Here is a 17,438-nt window from a genome sequence, read left to right as displayed (position 1 = left end):
GCTGTTCAGTTTCCTTCCGGCGCCTTGGGGTCGGTGCCCAAAGCTTCGTCAATCTCATTCAGTTGCTCCGGGCGCAGCAGTCCGCGGCTTACCGCCCGGCGGGCAGTGGCCTGCGCCATGGCCTGGTAGGCCGCGAGGACATCGCCGCCGGCACCGCCGTCGTACTCTTTCAGAGCTTGGGCATGCGCCGAAACGGTGCCGACATCCCCACGCGCCACGGGACCGGTCAGCGCGGATTCACCGGAGGCAAGCGCGTTCTCCAGCGTCGCGCGCAACAGCGGGCCAAGCATGGACTCAGGATTTTCGACGCCGATCTCCCGCAGCATCTGCGACGCCTGCGCCACCAGCGTGACCATATGGTTCGAGCTGTGCGCCAGTGATGCGTGATAAAGCGTGCGATCGGCCTCAGCAATGGCCACAGGTTCCGCACCCATCTCCACCACAAGGGCCTGGGCGATCGGAAGCATGGCAGCGTCGGCCGTGACACCGAACGTGCAGTCCAAGAGCCGGGTCAGGTCCAAGCTCATGCCGGTAAAGGTCATGGCCGGGTGCAGAGCCAGCGGAATCGCACCCGCCGCCCGGACCGGGTTGAGGATCCCGACGCCGAACCGGCCTGACGTATGCGCCACCAGCTGCCCGGGCTGCCAGGCAGCGAGCTTGGCCAGTCCCGCGACCAGCTCACCCAAGGCGTCGTCAGGGACGGCCAGCAGCACCAGCTCGGAGCGTTCCACGATGTCCTGGATTTCCAGGACCGGGACGCCGGGCAACAGGGTCTCCGCCCGCTCGCGGCTCGCCTCGGACACAGCAGAAACCCCGACGACAGCGTGCTCGGCCGCGCGCAAAGCGGCACCTAGGACGGCACCCACCTTGCCGGCGCCGATGATCCCGACACCGAGTCGTCCTGGCCTAGCCATCGTGGCGTTCCTCCTGTTGTGGTGAAGTACGGGGATGCATGTCTGATTCCGGCTGGGTGGCTTGGCCGGGGTGGGTGGCTTGGCCGGGGTGGGTGGCTTGGGCAGGCTGCGCGGGTTCTACTGCCAGAGTGGCGGCGACCTCCGGGGCTTGCGGGGCCACCTGAGCCAGCCATTGTTCGCTGGTTTGCCGCTTCCGTGCTTCCCGGGCCCGGGCAGCCTGCTGATCGAACAGCTCCACTGCCTGCTCTACGCCCGCTTGGAACACCCGTGGAGAAACGGGACCGGCAGTGGTGTGGAGGACAAGATCGGCCACGCCGAAGCGGCGCGCCAACGGTCCTTGGTGCAGGGCCATGGACTGCGTCCGCTGATGCGGAACCATCACCAGCGTGTGCCACCAGCGACCGGAACGGATCAGCAACGCCGTTTTGGTGGCAAGGAATCCGTTGCGTCGCCAGCCCAGCGGGGCCAGCAAGCGTGCGCGGCGGGGTGTGGTGGTGAAGCCATCGCTCGTCGATGAGCCGGTTTCCACTGGCCCCAGTCCGTCAAGCCCTGCAGTGAATACCCGTTCCGGATCCTCAACTCCAGGATCAGGCAACACCAAGGACATCATCCGCAAAACGTCCGGCTTCAGGCCAACGGGCAGCAGCAAGGTGCGGGCAGCACCTTCGGTACTCCCTGACACTCCATACCCCGCCACGTTCACGTGGATCCGGTACCAACCGAATACCCTCCACAGCGGCGGCTGGGTCACCATGAGCGCCTGAATACGTCCGGGTGGCACAGTCTGCGCCTGGGTATCCAAGAGACCGTAGCGGAGCCGGATACCGTCCGGCGAAATGGCCGCTGTGAAGTTGTAACCCTTGTTGAAGGAGCTCCAGTACGCTGCGCCGATTCCCAGGACGCCGGGGATAAGCGCCAGAAAAAGCGTCTGGTTCTGCGTGAAAACGGAGACTGCAACCACCACGGCCGCGCCCGCCAGAATTCCAACGGTCTGCTCGCTGAGAAGCAAGGACCCGACGAGCCGGGACGGCGGCACGGACAACACAACATGCTCGGGAGCTTCCGGGATTTCCTCCGTCGTCTCGGGTCCGCTGACCACACCGGCCGCCCGCGCAAGGATCGTGGCACGCAGCTGTTTGGCCTTGTCCAGCGGAAGGTAAGCCAGGCGCACGGCCGATTCACCGGCGTCGGCCACTTCAAACTTGAGTTCAGCGAGCCCGAAGATGCGCGCCAAAAGCGGCTGCACTATGTCAATTGCCTGAACGCGGTCCAGCCTGGCCTGCCGTTGCTGCTTGAACAGGAAGCCGGTGTTGACGCGGACATACCCCTCAGCCACTTGATAGCGGGTGAAGTACCAGCTGAGAATGAAACCGCCTACCGTCAACAGCAACACCACAGCGCCGCCGGCCAGGAGCCACGGCACCCGGCCGCTGAGGTTCGGATCCATGAAATCCCGGCCCTGCAGCATCCGCTCAAAAGCATCACGGCCAAAGAAGAACCCGACGGCGGCAAGCGCCACCCAGCCCCGAACGAACGGTGACGCAGGGTGGACGCGGTTCCAGTCGCCGTCGACCGTTGGTTCCGGCTTGCCCGGGAGGCTCTCAGCGGCGTCGTTCTCCAGGCTCACAGCCCGGCCAACCTGGCTTCTCCGCGAGCCGAAAGTTGCTCGCGCAAGCGTGCCCCTTCTGCTGAGGGAAGCCCCGGTAAGTGCGCATTGGTTCCCGCCGAGGCCGTGTGGAGTTTAAGGGTGCACAGCCCCAGGCTGCGTTCAACGGGACCAACCGCGACGTCCACGTATTGCATCCTGCCGTAAGGGACCACCATGGTTCGCTGGAAGAAGATGCCACGGCGGATGAGGAGGTCGTCGTCGCGCTCGGCATAGCCGATTGCACGTACTTGTCGGGGAATCAGCACCAGCCGCCACAGCGCCAACACCAGCATCACTGCGGGGACCGTGATGGCCAGCCACAACGGCGGCCACCTCCACCAGCCAAGCAGCACAAAAACAAGAGGCAAACTGAGGACCGCCAGCAAGATGACATTGCCAATTGCCCACTCCACCAAGCGAACCGTGACGTACTTCGGGGACACCCGCAGCCACTGAACGCCGGGAGGGTCAATCGCCTCGGTATGCATATTCGCCTTCACCTTTAGTTTCGCCGCGACGGGTTTCCGGTCCGGCGGTACCACCTTCGAGATCCTCGGGTGGGATCCGGCAGAACCGCTCCACCACCACTCCGACCACAACCATTACCACGCCACCGCCACCCATCAGCAGGGCGTTCCACAGAACGCCCTCGCCTCCGCGCAAACCGCCAATACGGAGAAGATCCGCCGCGATCCCCACATGCCAGCCAAGAAGCAGGGTCCCGGCGTAAGCGCAGGCCTGGGCAAGAATCAACGTCCTTGCCGCCAGGATCGGGTTGAGCAGATTCTTCTTCTTGCCGTTGCGCCAACGCAGCACCCGGACGCCCATGATCAGCGTCAGCCCGGCGATGACCGCCATGGTGACGAGCGCCGAGACCGGCAACACAGGTGTTGGCATGCTGAAACGGTTGGTAGTGAGAGTAGCCAACCAACCAATCACGGCGGCGATGACGGCGATGAGCAAAAGAACTACCGGGCGCATTGCCTTCATGGCTGCTCCACTGCCCCGTTTGCAGGTACACCGGCCACGTCACCGAAACCGTCGAAGCGCCGGATGTCAGGCATGTCAGCGGCGACGGCGGCGAGTTCAGCCACGCTCCGGCCGTTCAGTGTGGCGTGCGGCTCCAGCAGGGACCACGGGTAGAGCACGAAAGCCCGTTCAGCTGCCCGCGGGTGGGGGATGGCCAGAATAGGGTCTTCGCTGACAAGGTCGCCGAACAGGATGATGTCCACATCCAATGTCCTGGGACCCCAGCGAACCTCACGGGTGCGGTGATGCTTCTGCTCCACAGCATGGCAGTGCTCCAGGAGCTCCATTGGAGTCAGCGTGGTCTCCACAGCCATGACCATGTTCAGGAAATCAGGTTGGCCCTCGGGACCGCCCACAGCCTTGGTCTGCACCACCGGCGAGACACCCAAGAGGCGAACCTCCGGCGGGTCCACCAGATCCGCCACGGCTGTGGAAAGTGTGTCGTTGCGTTCCCCCAGGTTGCTGCCAAGGGCCACGATGGCCTTGGTATAGCCGGCACTCATGATCTCTCCCGGTGGACGCTGACAGTTACGTCGCCAAACGGGGCCTCGATGGGCGCCTTGGGTTTGTGAACGGTGATATCCACGGCCGCTACGTTGTAGTTCTCAAGGATGCCCTCGGCAATCCGGACCGCCAACCCCTCAATGAGGTTCAACGGCTCGCCCTCGATGTGCTTCGTAATCAGTTCAGCCACTTCACCGTAATGGGCCGTGTACTGCAGATCATCCGTCTCAGCAGCTTTGGTGAAGTCCGTGTACAGCACGGCATCCACAACAAAAGGCTGGCCGTCACGGCGTTCGAAATCGAACACCCCGTGATAACCGACGGCGGTGACGCCGGTCAGCGTGATCCTGTCCACAGCGGTATCCAATCAGCGGGAAATACGGGCGGCGACCTTGACGGCGTCAAGGCTGGGGCCGACGTCGTGAACGCGGACAGCCCAAGCGCCCTTGGTAGCGCTCAAAGCGGTGATGGCAGCCGTCGCGGCGTCGCGCTCCAAAGGTGCAGCCGACTTTCCAGCCACGGTGAGAAGCGAACCGAGGAAGCGCTTACGGGAAGCAGCAACCATCACCTTGTGGCCCAGCGAGAAAAGCTGATCCAGGTTCCGGAGGACTTCCCAGTTCTGCTCTTCATTCTTGGAGAAACCAACGCCGGGATCGATGATGATCTGCTCCGGCGCAACACCTGCCGCGTACAGCTTGTCGCGGACGCCGCTGAGCTCCGCCACCACGTCCTCGGTCACGTTGTTGTAGTCCGTGAGGCTGTCCATGGTCCGGGCATCGCCACGGCGGTGCGTCAGGATGTACGGAACCTTGGTCCGGGCAACAAGCTCGGGCATGTCCGGTTCAATCGTCAGGCCGGAGACATCGTTAATGATGGCCGCACCCGCCTCAATGGCAGCGGCCGCGGTGGACGTGTGCATAGTGTCGATGCTGACCAACGCGCCGGCCTTCACCAGCGCCTGAATCACGGGGATGACGCGACTCTGTTCTTCCTCAGGAGAAACCGGTTCAGCGCCCGAGCGGGTGGATTCACCCCCGACGTCGATGATGTCCGCGCCTGCGTAAAACATCCGCAGGCCGAGCGCGATGGCAGTGTCCGGTGTCCGGTGAGTACCGCCGTCGCTGAAAGAATCCGGGGTGACATTGAGGATTCCCATAACCAGCGTGCGATCCTTCGGCAGGTCCTCGAACCTGGCCGCGGGGCGCGGTTTACGAAGAACCGGCAACGGGCTTGTGGCCGGGCCGGTTCCGGGTGCTGCAGCGAGGGAGTCCATAGTGCTTTACCTTCCGAGTATGAGGCTCATGGCCTCGGCGCGGGTGGCCGGGTCATGGAGTTGACCGCGCACCGCGCTGGTGACGGTCTTCGCGCCGGGCTTGCGAATGCCGCGCATGGACATGCACATGTGTTCACATTCGACGACGACAATCGCGCCGCGCGGGTTCAGGTGCTTCACGAGCGCCTCAACGATCTGCGTAGTGAGGCGTTCCTGCACCTGAGGCCGCCGCGCATAGATATCCACGAGTCGTGCCAACTTGCTCAGGCCGGTCACTTTGCCGTCATGTGACGGAATATAACCAACATGCGCCACTCCGTGGAACGGCACCAAGTGATGCTCGCACGTGGAGTAGAAGGGGATGTCCTTCACCAGGACAAGCTCTTCATGGTCCAGGTCAAACGTGGTGGAGAGGACATCCGCAGGGTGTTGGTGCAGGCCTGCGAAGACCTCGGCGTAAGCCTTGGCCACACGCTTGGGCGTGTCCAGCAGGCCTCCACGCTCAGGATCTTCACCTATTGCCAGGAGGATCTCGCGGACGGCCGCTTCAATGCGCGGCCGATCCACTTTGTGGCCATGAGTGGAGCCCACGGCGGAACCGTGGGCGGCGGCGAGGTCGTCGTCGTCGTCGAAATGAGTCACAGCAGAAAGCTTAGCCGTGATGCGGGTGGTCGTTGCCGCCGTCGGGCTGCGGGGCTTGGAATGACTCCTGGCTGCTGACTCCCTGGGCGTGCGGGGCTACGACGTCCAGAGGCTCGTCCAAGCGGGCCTGCTTGGCCTCTTCCTGGGCTTCGCGTTCAGCCTTCTCGGCGCGGCTCTCCACCGGAGGAATCGACTGCACCGGACGGGATTCCTTGGACAGCCAGATCTCGCGGAAATCGCGCTTCCGGATGTCGTGGAAGATGTCAGCGATTTCCTGCTGGTTCAGGGTTTCGCGCTCCAGCAGCTCCAAGGCCAACCGGTCCAGGACGTCGCGGTTCTCCGTGAGGATCGCGTAAGCCTCGTCATGTGCCTGGTCGATCAAGCGACGAACTTCCTCATCCACAACGTAGGCGATCTGGTCGGAGAAGTTACGCTCCTGTGCGGCGTCGCGGCCGAGGAACGGCTCACCGCCACCCTGGCCCAACTTCACGGCACCAACACGCTCGCTCATGCCGTACTGAGTGACCATTTTCCGGGCCGTGGCGGTGGCCTTTTCGATGTCGTTGGATGCACCTGTGGAGGGGTCGTGGAACACGATTTCCTCAGCAACACGGCCGCCCATGGCGTAGGCCATCTGGTCCAGCAGCTCGTTGCGGGTGACCGAGTACTTGTCATCCTCAGGGATCACCATGGTGTACCCGAGAGCACGGCCACGGGGAAGGATGGTGATCTTGGTGACCGGGGCGGAATTACGCAATGCGGCAGCAACAAGAGCGTGGCCGCCTTCGTGGTACGCGGTGATCTTGCGCTCGAGTTCCTTCATGACCCGGCTGCGCTTCTGCGGGCCCGCCATGACGCGGTCGATTGCCTCGTCCAGCGCGCGGTCGTCAATCAGGTTGGCATTGGAACGGGCAGTGAGGAGTGCGGCCTCGTTCAGGACGTTGGCCAGGTCCGCACCGGTGTAGCCCGGAGTCTTTTTGGCCACGGCCTTAAGGTCGATGCCCTGTGCCATCGGCTTGCCCTTGGCGTGGACGTTGAGGATCTGTTCACGGCCAATCATGTCCGGTGCTTCCACGGTGATCTGGCGATCGAAACGGCCCGGGCGCAGCAGCGCAGGATCCAGCACGTCAGGCCGGTTGGTGGCCGCGATGAGAATGACATTGGTCTTGACGTCGAAGCCGTCCATCTCAACGAGGAGCTGGTTCAGGGTCTGCTCGCGCTCATCGTTGCCGCCGCCGATGCCGGCACCACGGTGACGTCCAACGGCGTCGATTTCATCAACAAAGATGATGGCCGGAGAGCTTGCTTTGGCCTGCTCGAAGAGGTCGCGGACACGCGAAGCACCAACGCCGACGAACATTTCCACGAAGTCCGAGCCGGAGATGGAGAAGAACGGAACGCCGGCCTCGCCGGCAACAGCGCGTGCAAGCAGCGTCTTACCGGTACCTGGAGGGCCATAAAGCAGCACACCCTTGGGGATCTTGGCACCAACGGCCTGGAACTTGGCCGGCTCCTGGAGGAACTCCTTGATTTCCTGGAGCTCTTCCACTGCCTCGTCAGCGCCGGCGACGTCAGAGAAGGTCACTTGGGGCATGTCCTTGTTGACCAGCTTGGCCTTGGACTTGCCGAACTGCATCACCTTGGAGCCGCCGCCCTGCATGCGGGAAAGCAGGAACCAGAACAGGACACCGAGGAGCAGCACAGGGATGAGCAGGGAGAACAGACCGGAGAACCAGTTATTCTCCACCGGCTGGTCCGTGAAACCCTTGTCCGGGTTGGCGTTGGTGACAGCCTTGACCACGTCCGGACCACGATCCGTGACGTAGAAGAACTGAACGTTCTTGCCCTTGTCCTGGCCGTCCAGGTTCAGGTTGTCCTTGAGCACCAGGTCAACGCGGTTCTCGGCGTCGAAAATCTTGGCCTGCTCAACCTTCCCGCTTTGGGAAAGGAGTTCGAGGCCTTCTTTGGTGTCAATGCGCGTGGAACCGCCCGGAGCCAGTGTTGCGAATGCCACCAGGAGCAAGCCAACGACGACAACAATCCAGATGCCCGGGCCCTTGAAGAAACTCTTAGCTTTCATCTGATCGGGGTTTTGCCCCGTCCCTCCTGGTAGTGCTGCAAGGCGCAACTTCTGCGCGCGAGTGGTGCTGCTTCAGTTTCAAGCTATACACCGTTCCCAGTAATTCACGCATTGGAAAGTGCAAAAGTTCCCTCTGGGCGTACACAGGATACTCGCGTTGCGTGTGCTGGAACAGGGCTTTTGCGTTGCTCAGGTGGTGCGGAGCAGTGTTGCCTGGCTGCCGGCGCACCCACTCCCGCCAACCGCACCCGCTGACCCATCACCCCCTGCGCCGGCGCACCCACTCCCGCCAACCGCACCCGCTGACCCATCACCCCCTGCGCCGCCGCACCCACTGACCCATCACCCCCTGCGCCGACGCACCCACTCCTGCCAACCGCACCCGTAACCACTGGCGCGAATGGCGGGAACAGGTGCGGGCATGTTGAGGAAAGGGAGCGCTCAGCGGAAAAGGGTGCGGGCCTGGGATGAGCCCTCGCATTACCAGCGCAATGTGGTGTGCACTCCTTTGGTGCTTCCACGTGGTCTTGAGGCTCTTTTTCCACATAGCTTGGACGGGCGCTTTCGACTTCGCACAGAACCGGCAAACGTGGAAGCTATGGCCATTTCGGAACTCATACTTGCTTCAGATGCGACACGCATCGGACAGGACGCGCGCCACCTTGCCAAGCAGGCAAAACGTGGCGAGCTTGTTCGGATTCGACGGGGCGCCTATGTTCGCGCTGCTTCTTGGGCGGAATTGAACGAGCGCCAGCGGCACGGACTTCAAGCTGCTGCGCTGGTCAATGCGGCCAAGACACCTCCCCTCTTCAACTTGCAGACGGCCGCACTCCTGTGGGGCCTGGGCATCGTGAGCGCGCCGAAGCGTTTGTGCACCGTCACTGATGACCCCAGAGGCGGCAGGTCAAAGCACGGAATCCGGAGAAGCTTGGGCTCCCTTGATAGCGGGGTGGCCCAACTGGGCGACTTCCAGGTAACGGACAAGGCGCGCACCACAGTAGAGCTGGCGGCTGCGCTCAACTTTGCTGAGGCCTTGGCCGTCGTGGACTCCAGCCGACGAAATCAAAGGTGGGGCGATGCTCTCGAGGCCGGCAATTGGAGCAAGGACAAGGCCTGGGGTCCGCCGGCCCGCATGGACGAACTGACTGAAGCAATCTCCGCTCTCAGCAGCGCCTCGAGGAAACGACGTGCCCAATCGGTCCTGGATCTCTCTTCAGAAGAGTCCGAGTCAGTGGGGGAATCCATGAGTCGAGCCCAAATGATCTTGCTCAACTTCCCCATGCCCAGCCTCCAAGGCTCTTTTACGCTGAGAAACGGACGAACAGCCCGAACTGATTTCTGGTGGCGCGAACTCGATCTGGTGGGGGAATTCGATGGTCACGGAAAGTACTTGAGACAAGAGTGGCGAGGAAACCAGACCCTCCAACAGGCAGTCATGGCGGAGAAGGACCGTGAAAACGGACTGCGGGCTCTAGGCCTCACTGTTGTTCGCTGGGACTGGTCCGACATGATGAACCCACGTGTGTTCGCGCGCATTCTGAACGACGGCGGTCTTCGTTCCCTGCGCGCGGCGTAGGGAACCCAACTGGGTCAGGCTGCGACTGGAAGCACCAGCAGGTAACCAGTGGGCAGGTCGGTGCTCCAGCGCCGGGGTTCACGGACCACGAATTGTGTGGCCAGCTGCTCCGGAGTAAGCAAACTGTTGGGCTCCGGTGAGGCTCCCCACTGCCCGCTGCCGTGAGGATAGAGCGGATCCAAGACACGAACCCCCGTCACCTGGAACTCCGCGAACTGCGCGGGATCACCCATGGACTCAAAGCCGCTCATCACCCAAGCGTGCCGACCACTCCACATAACCAATCCCACCGGCCGGCCAGTTTCGGCTATTGCTCGCGCCGCCGTCTGCAGCGTGTCCTCGTAAGTTGCGACGCTGACCACCGCGTACGGGCCCATTCCAACTTCAGTCAACACCTGTGCCCAGCCCTTCGGGTTGGCACCGTTGAATGAATTCGAGGACCGTGCACGGGCCATCTCCCACAACTCGCTTTGCTGTGCGGAGGACGCCCATGTTCCACCGCCGGTGTCATCGATGAGGTTGTGTGCCATTTGGATGCTCGCGGCAACACACCAGTCAAAGGTGTACTGCGGGACGAAGTCCCCCTCCTGGTAAAGGTTGAGGGCAAAGGCCTGAGGCACAGCGGGTGGAAGTGCGGGCGGCGCAGGCGGAGGCGGCGGGGCGGGCTGCGGTGGCACAGGAGTTTGGGTGGCGCTCGTTGACGGAGCGGAAGAGAACGCAGTTGGCTGCCCGGAATCGGTCTCAGTGAGATCGACCGCAGGAGTGCAGGCCGTGAGGAGAGTCGCCATGACGGCGAGCCACGTCAAGAGACGGGCGGGAGCACCGGTCATGGTCCAGTTTAGCGCGAGGGCTTGCCGCAGCGGCAGGGTTCACGAACCGGATACCGGCGCCCGCTACCGCCAATCGCACCCCTTAGGCACCAACACCGCACCCAGTCCCGCCACACGCACCAGAGGTTCGGTATTTATCAAGCTGCTTATGACAGCTGTTGGTTGGGTTGGTTGATCCAGACATTGCTGGGTGGGGATTTGATGTGGGGCCGGCGGCCGTATCGTTCGGGGTTGTGGGCGTAGTGGGTATCGAGTATTTCTTGCCGGAGGGTCTGGATCGTGGCCCAGTACCCTTTGTGCACAGAGTCCGGGGTATAGCCATTCAGGCCGGAATGACGGTGGTTTTCGTTGTAGTCGGAGAAGAACTCCCTGGCGTAGCTCCTGGCATGTTCGAGTGAAACGAACCGGGCAGGAAATGCCAGGGAATACTTCACGGTCTTGAAGAGTGATTCGATGAACGGATTGTCATTTGAGGTCCGGGGCCGTGAATGCGAAGGGCTGATCCCCAGCATTCGCAGGACATCGTAGGTCGGCCGTGCCCGCATGGCGGCACCGTTGTCCGAATGCAGGATCTCCGGCGCGCCCCAGTTATCGATCACGGATTGCTCCATCAGCTCCCCAGCCCGGAACGATGTTTCCTGTTGTTCGACCCGGTGGCCGACGACTCGTCGGGAGAAGACATCCATGACGGTGTAGAGCTTCAAGTGCTGTTTCCCGGGACCGTAGAGGTCGGTGATGTCCCAGCACCACAGCTGGTTCGGTCCGGTTGCTTCCAGGACCGGTTTGGACCTCCCGGTGCCGGTGCCAGCGGAGCGCTGCGGAGCGCTGCGGACGTCTGTCACCATTCTGGCCAGCCCGCTTCACGATCCTGTGAGTGGAGGACATCGAGGCATAATATTCACCGTTATCCAGCAGCCGATACCAGGCCTGGGTGATGGACAGGTCTTCGTAGTCCTTGGAGTTCAGCCTGTTCAACAGCTGCTCGCAGACTTCGGGTTCGATCCGGTTGGGGTAGGCCCTGTCGGCGTGCGGGATCCGCACACCGGTGGACAGACCCGGCTTCAGTGACCGGTACCAGAGCATGTGGGAGACACCGGCAACGCTGCAGGCAGCCCGGACAGACCATTTCGCGGCGATCAGCATGGCTACTATCCTGAGGATGATTTCTCGTCGCGGTTGTCCTCCAACCACTCCGGCCGTCCCGGCTCCTTCTCCTCCAAGTGGGGATCGGTCGCCGTCGCGCTCCTGGCCAATGCCTCCAGAAGCGCGGACGCTTTTCCCAGGATGTCAACGGCCGCCTCGGACTTCTCCAGTTTGGCTTTGAGCTTCTCGTTCTCCTTGCGCAACCGATTCAACTCATGACGCTCTCGATCGTTCATCCAGCGGCTCCCCTCCTTAACCGCCGGACCACCTGCATCTGGAGGAGGCGCCATCCGACCCTGTTCGCGGTCAGCAGCCCAGTCCCGCATGGTTCTCGGCTGAACACCGACCGCCCTGCAAAACGCCGCCTTCGCACCTCTATCAAGGCACTTGTCGTACTCAGAGAGCAACTCCCATTTCTGGGCTCGCGAGAATCTGTGGTTACGGGATGGGCGTTGAGGAACTTCAAACACGGGCAATCCATTCCCCGCTCCGCGCATCAGGCACAACTGCAAACACTATGTAACAGCCGAGCCTGACACATGGGGGGTTACGGGTGCAAACGGCGGAAAAGGGCGCGACGCCAAGAAACGCACACCACAGCAAAACAGAACACCACCAGCCGCACCGCAGCTACACGCGCCCGCTACCGCCAATCGCACCCCTTAGGCACCAACACCGCACCCAGTCCCGCCACACGCGCCAGAGGTTACGGGTGCAAACGGCGGAAAAGGGCGCGGCGGCGGTGCGAAGCGGTGAAGCTGAGAGGCCTACTCGTAGACGTGCGGAGCCAAGGTGCCCACGAAGTCCAGGTTGCGGTACTTCTCGGCATAATCCAGGCCGTAGCCCACCACGAATTCGTTAGGGATGTCGTATCCGACGTACTTGACGTCGATTTCCACCTTGGCGGCGGTCGGCTTGCGGAAAGCCGTGCAGATTTCGACGCTTGCCGTGCCACGGGATTCAAGGTTGGACTTGAGCCAGGACAGAGTCAGGCCGGAGTCAATGATGTCCTCGACAATCAGGACGTCCTTGCCCATGAGGTCGGTGTCGAGGTCCTTCAGGATCCGGACAACACCCGAGGACTGAGTACCCGAGCCGTAGGATGAGACCGCCATCCAGTCCATGCTCACGTGGCTGTGCAGCGCACGCGCCAGGTCAGCCATGACCATGACCGCACCCTTAAGGACACCGACAACGAGGATGTCACGGCCTTCGTAGTCTTTGTCGATCTGCGCCGCAAGTTCCGCGATACGCGTCTGGATTTGCTCTTTGGTGTAAAGAACGTGCTTGAGATCTGCCTGGACGTCGTTTGAATCCACCAATGGCTCCTGTTTTGATGCTCGGTGCGGCTACTGTTGGGACGGTTTCTGATGCCGGAATACTAGCTTCCCACAGGGGGAGGCCAGTCGGGGAACGCCGTCACCCGCAGCACCCGCCGAAACAGCCGACGAAGCACCCGCGGAAACAACGCGTTCCTGCTCCAAATCATGGAGGGATAAGCGGTACACACTGACGTGGCCGGGAAGCTCCACGGGCCCCGCCGACCCTTGCCGGCGAAGCAGCGCTTCCGCAGCGTGAAGGCGCCCGTAGCCGGGTTGTTGACCGCCGACGTCGGCCGCCGCCTTCGCGATGACGCGGAACCGGAGCGCTGCAGGCAGCTCACGGACGGCGTCTTCGGGAAGCCACGCATCCCTGCCTTCCCGCTGGACAAGTGAGAGATAAGTCTCGTTGGCAAGGTCTTCAAGGAAGTCTGCGTCTTGCTGCAGGATTGCAGCGGTCCTCGCCAGCGACTCAGCGACCCCCGGGCCGAGCTTTTCCTCCAACACCGGCATCACTTCCACCCGGGTCCTGGAACGGGCATAGGCAGGATCGGCGTTACTCGGATCATGCCAGGGGTTCAGTTCTTCAACCTCGCAGATTTCCAAGGTCTCTTCGCGTCGCAGTCCAAGGAAGGGCCGGAGCAGACGGCCACGGGCGGGCCGCATTCCGGCCAGCGAGCGCGTTCCGGACCCACGGGCCAAGCCCAAGAGCACTTGCTCTGCTTGGTCGTCCAAGGTGTGGCCGAGCAGGATCGCGTCACAGCCAAAGTCATCAGCAGCGGATTCCAACGCAGCGTGACGGGCATCCCTGGCCGCAGCCTCGGGCCCAAAGCCTGTTGCCGCAACTTCCACGGTGCGAACTTCAACTGGAGACAGACCCAGTTCACGCAACACGGCGGCGGTGCGGGAGGCGACGTCCGCGGAGCCCTCCTGCAGCTGATGATCCACCACCACACCGGCAACGTTCGCCGGGTGTCCGTCCACGTGACCGCGCCTGGCGAAGTACGCGGCGATGGCGGCCAGAGCCAAGGAATCCGGGCCGCCACTACAGGCAACCAGCACATGTGAGGGGTAGCCCGCAGAGGCCAGGGCGTTCTGCAACTGCTTTCGCGCTTTGCCGACGACCGGCGCCAAACGCCCCGGCCGTCGTCGACCCTTAGCTACGGACCCGACAGCGGAACCGTCGCCGGAACCAGAACCGGACGGAACGCTCAAAGCCCCATCCGCTCAAGCCACAGCTTGGAGTTGTGGATCTCTTCTTCGGTGGGCAGGTACTCTGCGGATTCCCACACGTGGTTGAAGCCCTCCATGCCGGCCACGGCAACCACTTCGCGGACGAACTTGGCGCCGTCGGTGTACTGGCGCATCTTGGCGTCAAGGCCCAGGAGGTTGCGGATGAACTTCTCCACCACGCCGCGGTCCTTGCCGCGCTCATTGAAACGCTGGCGGATGGTCTTCACGGAGGGGACGATGCTCGAATCCACGGCATCCATCACCACGTTGGCGTGGCCTTCCAGAAGGCTCATGACGGCAGTGATGTGGGACAGGGACGCTTTTTCCTCCGGGTTCTGGAGGAGGTCCAGGATGGCGCCACGGCCCGGCGTCTTCTCGGTGGGGTTTCGGTCCCGCAAGGACTTGGCCACAGCGCCGGCGCGTTCAACCAAAGTATCCATGTTGCCCAGAAGATTGCCGCTGAGCTTTTCGATCTCGTCCAGCATGTGGTGCCGAAGCCATGGTGCAGCCGCGAACTGGACCCGGTGAGTCTGTTCGTGCAGGCAAACCCACAGACGGAAGTCGTCCGGGTGGACGTTCAGTTCGCGTTCCACGGAGATGATGTTCGGCGCCACCAACAGGAGCCGGCCACCCGGGGGCACGTTGGAATCCGGGGCCAGGGCGGCAAAAGGATCGTACTGGCCGAGGACTTTACTGGAGAGGAACGCAAGGACTGCGCCGAGCTGGGCGCCTGTGATGGCACCGCTGGCAGCAGCTGCGGCCGGAGTCATGGCTGCTGGACTGCGGCTTTCCAGCATTTTCTTCAGCGCGGGTTGGAGCATCACCGCGAAACTCTGCGTATTGGCCTTGGACCACGAGGCCCGGTCCACCACAAGAACGTGCGAATCACGCAGGTCCCTCGCGGCGTCCAAGCCGGTGATGTCGTGCACGTGCGGGACGGAGATATCCGCGTTGAAGCGCAGATTATCCACCGCCTTGCTGATCTCCCCGGCGCTCAGCTCCGGGCCGGGAGGGGCAAGCCGGGCAGCCGTAGAGGCGGCCAGGTCCCAGTTGATCAGGGACGGGGCCCCTGCTGACGAATCTCGGGCAGATGACACCATACGGTCCATCAGACCACATGCGACTGACAGTGAGCCTTAAGTTCGCTCCGCGCGGAGGACTCAGCCCCGGCACCCGCAGGCGGCCAGCACCGACGCCGAACGGTCCATCGCCACTTTGTTGCCCGCGGCACCGGGGTCCAGCCCATTGCCGATGAACGAGAACACCAGCAGCCTGCCATCAGCATCCACCACGTAACCGCTCAACGCGATCACGGTATTCAGGGTCCCGGTCTTGGCGCGTACCAGCCCGGCGCCCTCGGATGTTCCGGCGTCGAGGTACCTGTCGTCCAAAGTCCCGGTGAGTCCGGCAACCGGGAAACCGTCGAGCGCGGTCCGCAGGGCAAGGTCCGGCCCGCTGGTGATGGCGCGAACAACCTCGGCAAACTGGTGGGCGGTGACCTGGTTCTCCAAGGCAAGGCCCGAAACGTCGGCCAACTGCATCGAATCCGTGGCGATCCCCAACTCCCCCAACTTTTGCCGCACGGCCGCAGTGGCGCCGTCGTACGTTCCAGCCTGACCGGACGCCAAGGCGGTCATGCGCCCCAGCGCTTCTGCGAGGAAGTTATCCGAGGACTCAAGCATGAGGTCCACTTGCTCGCTGACAGTGGCTGACTCGGCAGCAGCCAACACTTTGGCGGGGAGGCCTTTACCGCGTTCGACGCCGGGAGTCACCGCAACACCGGCAGCCGCCAACTGCCCGGCGAACGCCTGGGCGGTGGTGATGGCGGAATCCTGGGGCCTGGGTCCGGTAAGAACGTCGGGGCTGTAGCGGCCGGAGTTCAACGCCAAGGAGAACAGCGGCGCGGTCTCTCCGGCGGCGACGTCGTCCAGGCTCCATGCCGGGTTCAGGGGTGCGCCGGTAAAGAGGGAGTCGTCAACGCGCAGGGTGACCGGTCCCGTCACCCCGGCCGCGGCCAAAGCGGCAGCCGTGTCCGCAGCCAATGACGCGAGTCCTGCCCGCCCAAGAACGGCGGTGGATTCGGAGGCGCCGGAACCCAGCAGAACATCCCCTCCCCCGGTCAGCACCACGGTGGAGGGATCGTCGGATGCGAGCACACGGGTGGTGAACCGGGATTCCGGACCGAGCGCTTTCAAGGCGGCGACGGCGGTCAGCAGCTTCATGTTCGAGGCCGGAATGCGGTTGGCGTTGGCATCCCGGTCGAACAGAACCTGACCGGTGGATGCGTCCAACACCACACCGCTGATACTGCCCGCACCATCTGGTGTGAGCGTGGCGTCAAGGAGTTTAGCCACCTGGGCAGGCACAGGCAGGGGCGCCCGGGCATCCAACGGAAGCACACTGTTGACCTCGGAAAGGCGGTCCGGCACCTTCTGCCAGGCGGGGACTGGAACGGGGGGCTTAGGGACGCTCAGCAGGCCCGGGAACATTCCCGTTGCCACCACGGCGCCAAGGCACAACAGAACAGTGGTCAGCAGCACCGGCCATGTAAAACGCCCCCACGCCGGGGAATCCCCTTTGCGGGCACCCCCGTTTTTAACGCCCATCATGGAAGTCGCTTGGTCCTGTCAGTCCTGAAATGTCCCCGCCGGTTCAAGAAACCCGGGCCTCTCGCTATATCCTCAATAGTAGTCGGCGGCGCCGGCTGAGCTTTTGCCTGCCGCGCCCCACCCACCCCCGTCAAGGAGCATTCCATGAAGCACGACGTGACCATCGAGATCCCCAAGGGATCGCGCGTCAAGTACGAAGTTGACCACGAAACCGGCCGTGTCCGCCTGGACCGCGTCCTGTTCACCTCCATGCAGTACCCCACGCACTACGGTTTCTTCGAGAACACCCTGGGCGAAGACGGCGACCCGCTGGACGCACTGGTGCTCCTGCAGGACTTCGACCTCCACCCCGGCGTCATCGTTGAATCCCGCCCCATCGGCGTCTTCAACATGACCGACGACGGCGGCGGAGACGCCAAGGTCCTCTGCGTCCCCGTTGACGCACGTTTCGACCACATCCAGGAAGTCAGCGACGTCAGCGAATTCCTCATCAAGGAAATCGAGCACTTCTTCACCCGCTACAAGGACCTGGAGCCCGGCAAGTGGGTCAAGGCTGAGGGCTGGGGCGACCGCGCCGCTGCCGAAGCCGAGCTGGAAGCTTCCATCAAGCGTTACGTTCCGGCAGCCCACTAGGCTCG

General features: G+C 63.0%; 18 protein-coding genes. 2 read left to right on the top strand and 16 right to left on the bottom strand.

Going from position 1 to position 17,438, the window contains the following annotated elements; genetic code table 11:
- Positions 1-5: 5 nt before the first annotated feature.
- From AR689_RS18445 to ftsH, 9 genes are read right to left on the bottom strand one after another with little or no spacing between them, the layout of a single operon-like run.
- Positions 6-914: a Rossmann-like and DUF2520 domain-containing protein gene (locus AR689_RS18445; protein WP_062072469.1), complete on the bottom strand. Its 909-nt coding sequence runs from the start codon at positions 912-914 to the stop codon at positions 6-8.
- A complete protein-coding gene (locus AR689_RS18440) occupies positions 907-2,541 on the bottom strand; it encodes a PH domain-containing protein (protein ID WP_062072467.1) in 1,635 nt (544 codons plus the stop codon). Before AR689_RS18440 ends, AR689_RS18445 begins: the two co-directional genes overlap by 8 nt.
- The gene (locus AR689_RS18435) at positions 2,538-3,050 is read right to left on the bottom strand and encodes a PH domain-containing protein (RefSeq protein ID WP_062072465.1); all 513 of its coding nucleotides are present in this window, start codon (positions 3,048-3,050) and stop codon (positions 2,538-2,540) included. The genes AR689_RS18440 and AR689_RS18435 overlap by 4 nt, the downstream gene beginning before the upstream one ends.
- Positions 3,031-3,552 (bottom strand): DUF3180 domain-containing protein, encoded by a 522-nt coding sequence (locus tag AR689_RS18430; RefSeq protein WP_062072464.1) that lies wholly within the window; start codon positions 3,550-3,552, stop codon positions 3,031-3,033. The genes AR689_RS18435 and AR689_RS18430 overlap by 20 nt, the downstream gene beginning before the upstream one ends.
- Positions 3,549-4,094 carry a 2-amino-4-hydroxy-6-hydroxymethyldihydropteridine diphosphokinase gene (gene folK / locus AR689_RS18425; RefSeq protein ID WP_062072462.1) on the bottom strand — a complete coding sequence of 182 codons (546 nt, stop codon included), beginning with the start codon at positions 4,092-4,094 and terminating at the stop codon, positions 3,549-3,551. The genes AR689_RS18430 and folK overlap by 4 nt, the downstream gene beginning before the upstream one ends.
- Positions 4,091-4,450: a dihydroneopterin aldolase gene (gene folB, locus AR689_RS18420; RefSeq protein ID WP_062072460.1), complete on the bottom strand. Its 360-nt coding sequence runs from the start codon at positions 4,448-4,450 to the stop codon at positions 4,091-4,093. Before folB ends, folK begins: the two co-directional genes overlap by 4 nt.
- Positions 4,451-4,462: 12 nt before the next feature.
- Positions 4,463-5,368, bottom strand: coding sequence for a dihydropteroate synthase (gene folP / locus AR689_RS18415; protein ID WP_062072458.1), 906 nt, complete (start codon positions 5,366-5,368; stop codon positions 4,463-4,465).
- A 6-nt stretch (positions 5,369-5,374) separates the two neighbouring features.
- Positions 5,375-6,010, bottom strand: coding sequence for a GTP cyclohydrolase I FolE (gene folE / locus AR689_RS18410; protein WP_062072456.1), 636 nt, complete (start codon positions 6,008-6,010; stop codon positions 5,375-5,377).
- Between the two features lie 10 nt (positions 6,011-6,020).
- Entirely contained in the window at positions 6,021-8,090 is a 2,070-nt protein-coding gene (gene ftsH, locus AR689_RS18405) for an ATP-dependent zinc metalloprotease FtsH (RefSeq protein ID WP_062072454.1), read from the bottom strand.
- Between the two features lie 598 nt (positions 8,091-8,688).
- Here ftsH and AR689_RS18400 point away from each other — a divergent pair.
- Positions 8,689-9,666 carry a type IV toxin-antitoxin system AbiEi family antitoxin domain-containing protein gene (locus AR689_RS18400; protein ID WP_062072450.1) on the top strand — a complete coding sequence of 326 codons (978 nt, stop codon included), beginning with the start codon at positions 8,689-8,691 and terminating at the stop codon, positions 9,664-9,666.
- A 14-nt stretch (positions 9,667-9,680) separates the two neighbouring features.
- Here the strand turns inward: AR689_RS18400 and AR689_RS18395 are convergent, their stop codons facing one another.
- The 7 genes from AR689_RS18395 to dacB all read right to left on the bottom strand — a co-directional run bounded on the left by AR689_RS18395 (position 9,681) and on the right by dacB (position 16,797).
- Complete coding sequence (locus tag AR689_RS18395) at positions 9,681-10,496, bottom strand: hypothetical protein (RefSeq protein WP_062072449.1); 816 nt, start codon at positions 10,494-10,496, stop codon at positions 9,681-9,683.
- Positions 10,497-10,642: 146 nt separating this feature from the next.
- The gene (locus tag AR689_RS18390) at positions 10,643-11,341 is read right to left on the bottom strand and encodes an IS3 family transposase (RefSeq protein WP_062072447.1); all 699 of its coding nucleotides are present in this window, start codon (positions 11,339-11,341) and stop codon (positions 10,643-10,645) included.
- A gap of 303 nt (positions 11,342-11,644) precedes the next feature.
- Entirely contained in the window at positions 11,645-12,136 is a 492-nt protein-coding gene (locus tag AR689_RS22830; RefSeq protein ID WP_082698055.1) for a transposase, read from the bottom strand.
- A 270-nt stretch (positions 12,137-12,406) separates the two neighbouring features.
- Entirely contained in the window at positions 12,407-12,958 is a 552-nt protein-coding gene (hpt, locus tag AR689_RS18380) for a hypoxanthine phosphoribosyltransferase (RefSeq protein ID WP_026540856.1), read from the bottom strand.
- A 30-nt stretch (positions 12,959-12,988) separates the two neighbouring features.
- Positions 12,989-14,059 carry a tRNA lysidine(34) synthetase TilS gene (tilS, locus tag AR689_RS18375; RefSeq protein WP_062073880.1) on the bottom strand — a complete coding sequence of 357 codons (1,071 nt, stop codon included), beginning with the start codon at positions 14,057-14,059 and terminating at the stop codon, positions 12,989-12,991.
- A gap of 110 nt (positions 14,060-14,169) precedes the next feature.
- Positions 14,170-15,291 carry an Rv3626c family coenzyme F420 biosynthesis-associated protein gene (locus AR689_RS18370; RefSeq protein WP_062072444.1) on the bottom strand — a complete coding sequence of 374 codons (1,122 nt, stop codon included), beginning with the start codon at positions 15,289-15,291 and terminating at the stop codon, positions 14,170-14,172.
- Positions 15,292-15,351: 60 nt separating this feature from the next.
- The gene (gene dacB / locus AR689_RS18365) at positions 15,352-16,797 is read right to left on the bottom strand and encodes a D-alanyl-D-alanine carboxypeptidase/D-alanyl-D-alanine endopeptidase (RefSeq protein ID WP_062073879.1); all 1,446 of its coding nucleotides are present in this window, start codon (positions 16,795-16,797) and stop codon (positions 15,352-15,354) included.
- A gap of 147 nt (positions 16,798-16,944) precedes the next feature.
- On the opposite strand from dacB, the gene AR689_RS18360 reads away from it, so the two are divergent.
- Complete coding sequence (locus AR689_RS18360; protein ID WP_024818962.1) at positions 16,945-17,433, top strand: inorganic diphosphatase; 489 nt, start codon at positions 16,945-16,947, stop codon at positions 17,431-17,433.
- Positions 17,434-17,438 lie beyond the last annotated feature (5 nt).

The organism is Arthrobacter sp. EpRS71, assembly GCF_001512285.1.
Classification (GTDB): domain Bacteria; phylum Actinomycetota; class Actinomycetes; order Actinomycetales; family Micrococcaceae; genus Arthrobacter.
This window is presented reverse-complemented; position numbering and strand designations above follow the sequence as displayed.

Excerpts from the sequence above, each read along its gene's own strand:
- AR689_RS18445 (WP_062072469.1), bottom strand. The coding sequence starts at position 914 with ATGGCTAGGCCAGGACGACTCGGTGTCGGGATCATCGGCGCCGGCAAG.
- AR689_RS18435 (WP_062072465.1), bottom strand. The coding sequence starts at position 3,050 with ATGCATACCGAGGCGATTGACCCTCCCGGCGTTCAGTGGCTGCGGGTG.
- AR689_RS18430 (WP_062072464.1), bottom strand. The coding sequence starts at position 3,552 with ATGAAGGCAATGCGCCCGGTAGTTCTTTTGCTCATCGCCGTCATCGCC.
- folK (WP_062072462.1), bottom strand. The coding sequence starts at position 4,094 with ATGAGTGCCGGCTATACCAAGGCCATCGTGGCCCTTGGCAGCAACCTG.
- folP (WP_062072458.1), bottom strand. The coding sequence starts at position 5,368 with ATGGACTCCCTCGCTGCAGCACCCGGAACCGGCCCGGCCACAAGCCCG.
- ftsH (WP_062072454.1), bottom strand. The coding sequence starts at position 8,090 with ATGAAAGCTAAGAGTTTCTTCAAGGGCCCGGGCATCTGGATTGTTGTC.
- AR689_RS18400 (WP_062072450.1), top strand. The coding sequence starts at position 8,689 with ATGGCCATTTCGGAACTCATACTTGCTTCAGATGCGACACGCATCGGA.
- AR689_RS18395 (WP_062072449.1), bottom strand. The coding sequence starts at position 10,496 with ATGACCGGTGCTCCCGCCCGTCTCTTGACGTGGCTCGCCGTCATGGCG.
- AR689_RS18390 (WP_062072447.1), bottom strand. The coding sequence starts at position 11,341 with ATGGTGACAGACGTCCGCAGCGCTCCGCAGCGCTCCGCTGGCACCGGC.
- AR689_RS22830 (WP_082698055.1), bottom strand. The coding sequence starts at position 12,136 with ATGCGCGGAGCGGGGAATGGATTGCCCGTGTTTGAAGTTCCTCAACGC.
- AR689_RS18370 (WP_062072444.1), bottom strand. The coding sequence starts at position 15,291 with ATGGTGTCATCTGCCCGAGATTCGTCAGCAGGGGCCCCGTCCCTGATC.
- dacB (WP_062073879.1), bottom strand. The coding sequence starts at position 16,797 with ATGGGCGTTAAAAACGGGGGTGCCCGCAAAGGGGATTCCCCGGCGTGG.
- AR689_RS18360 (WP_024818962.1), top strand. The coding sequence starts at position 16,945 with ATGAAGCACGACGTGACCATCGAGATCCCCAAGGGATCGCGCGTCAAG.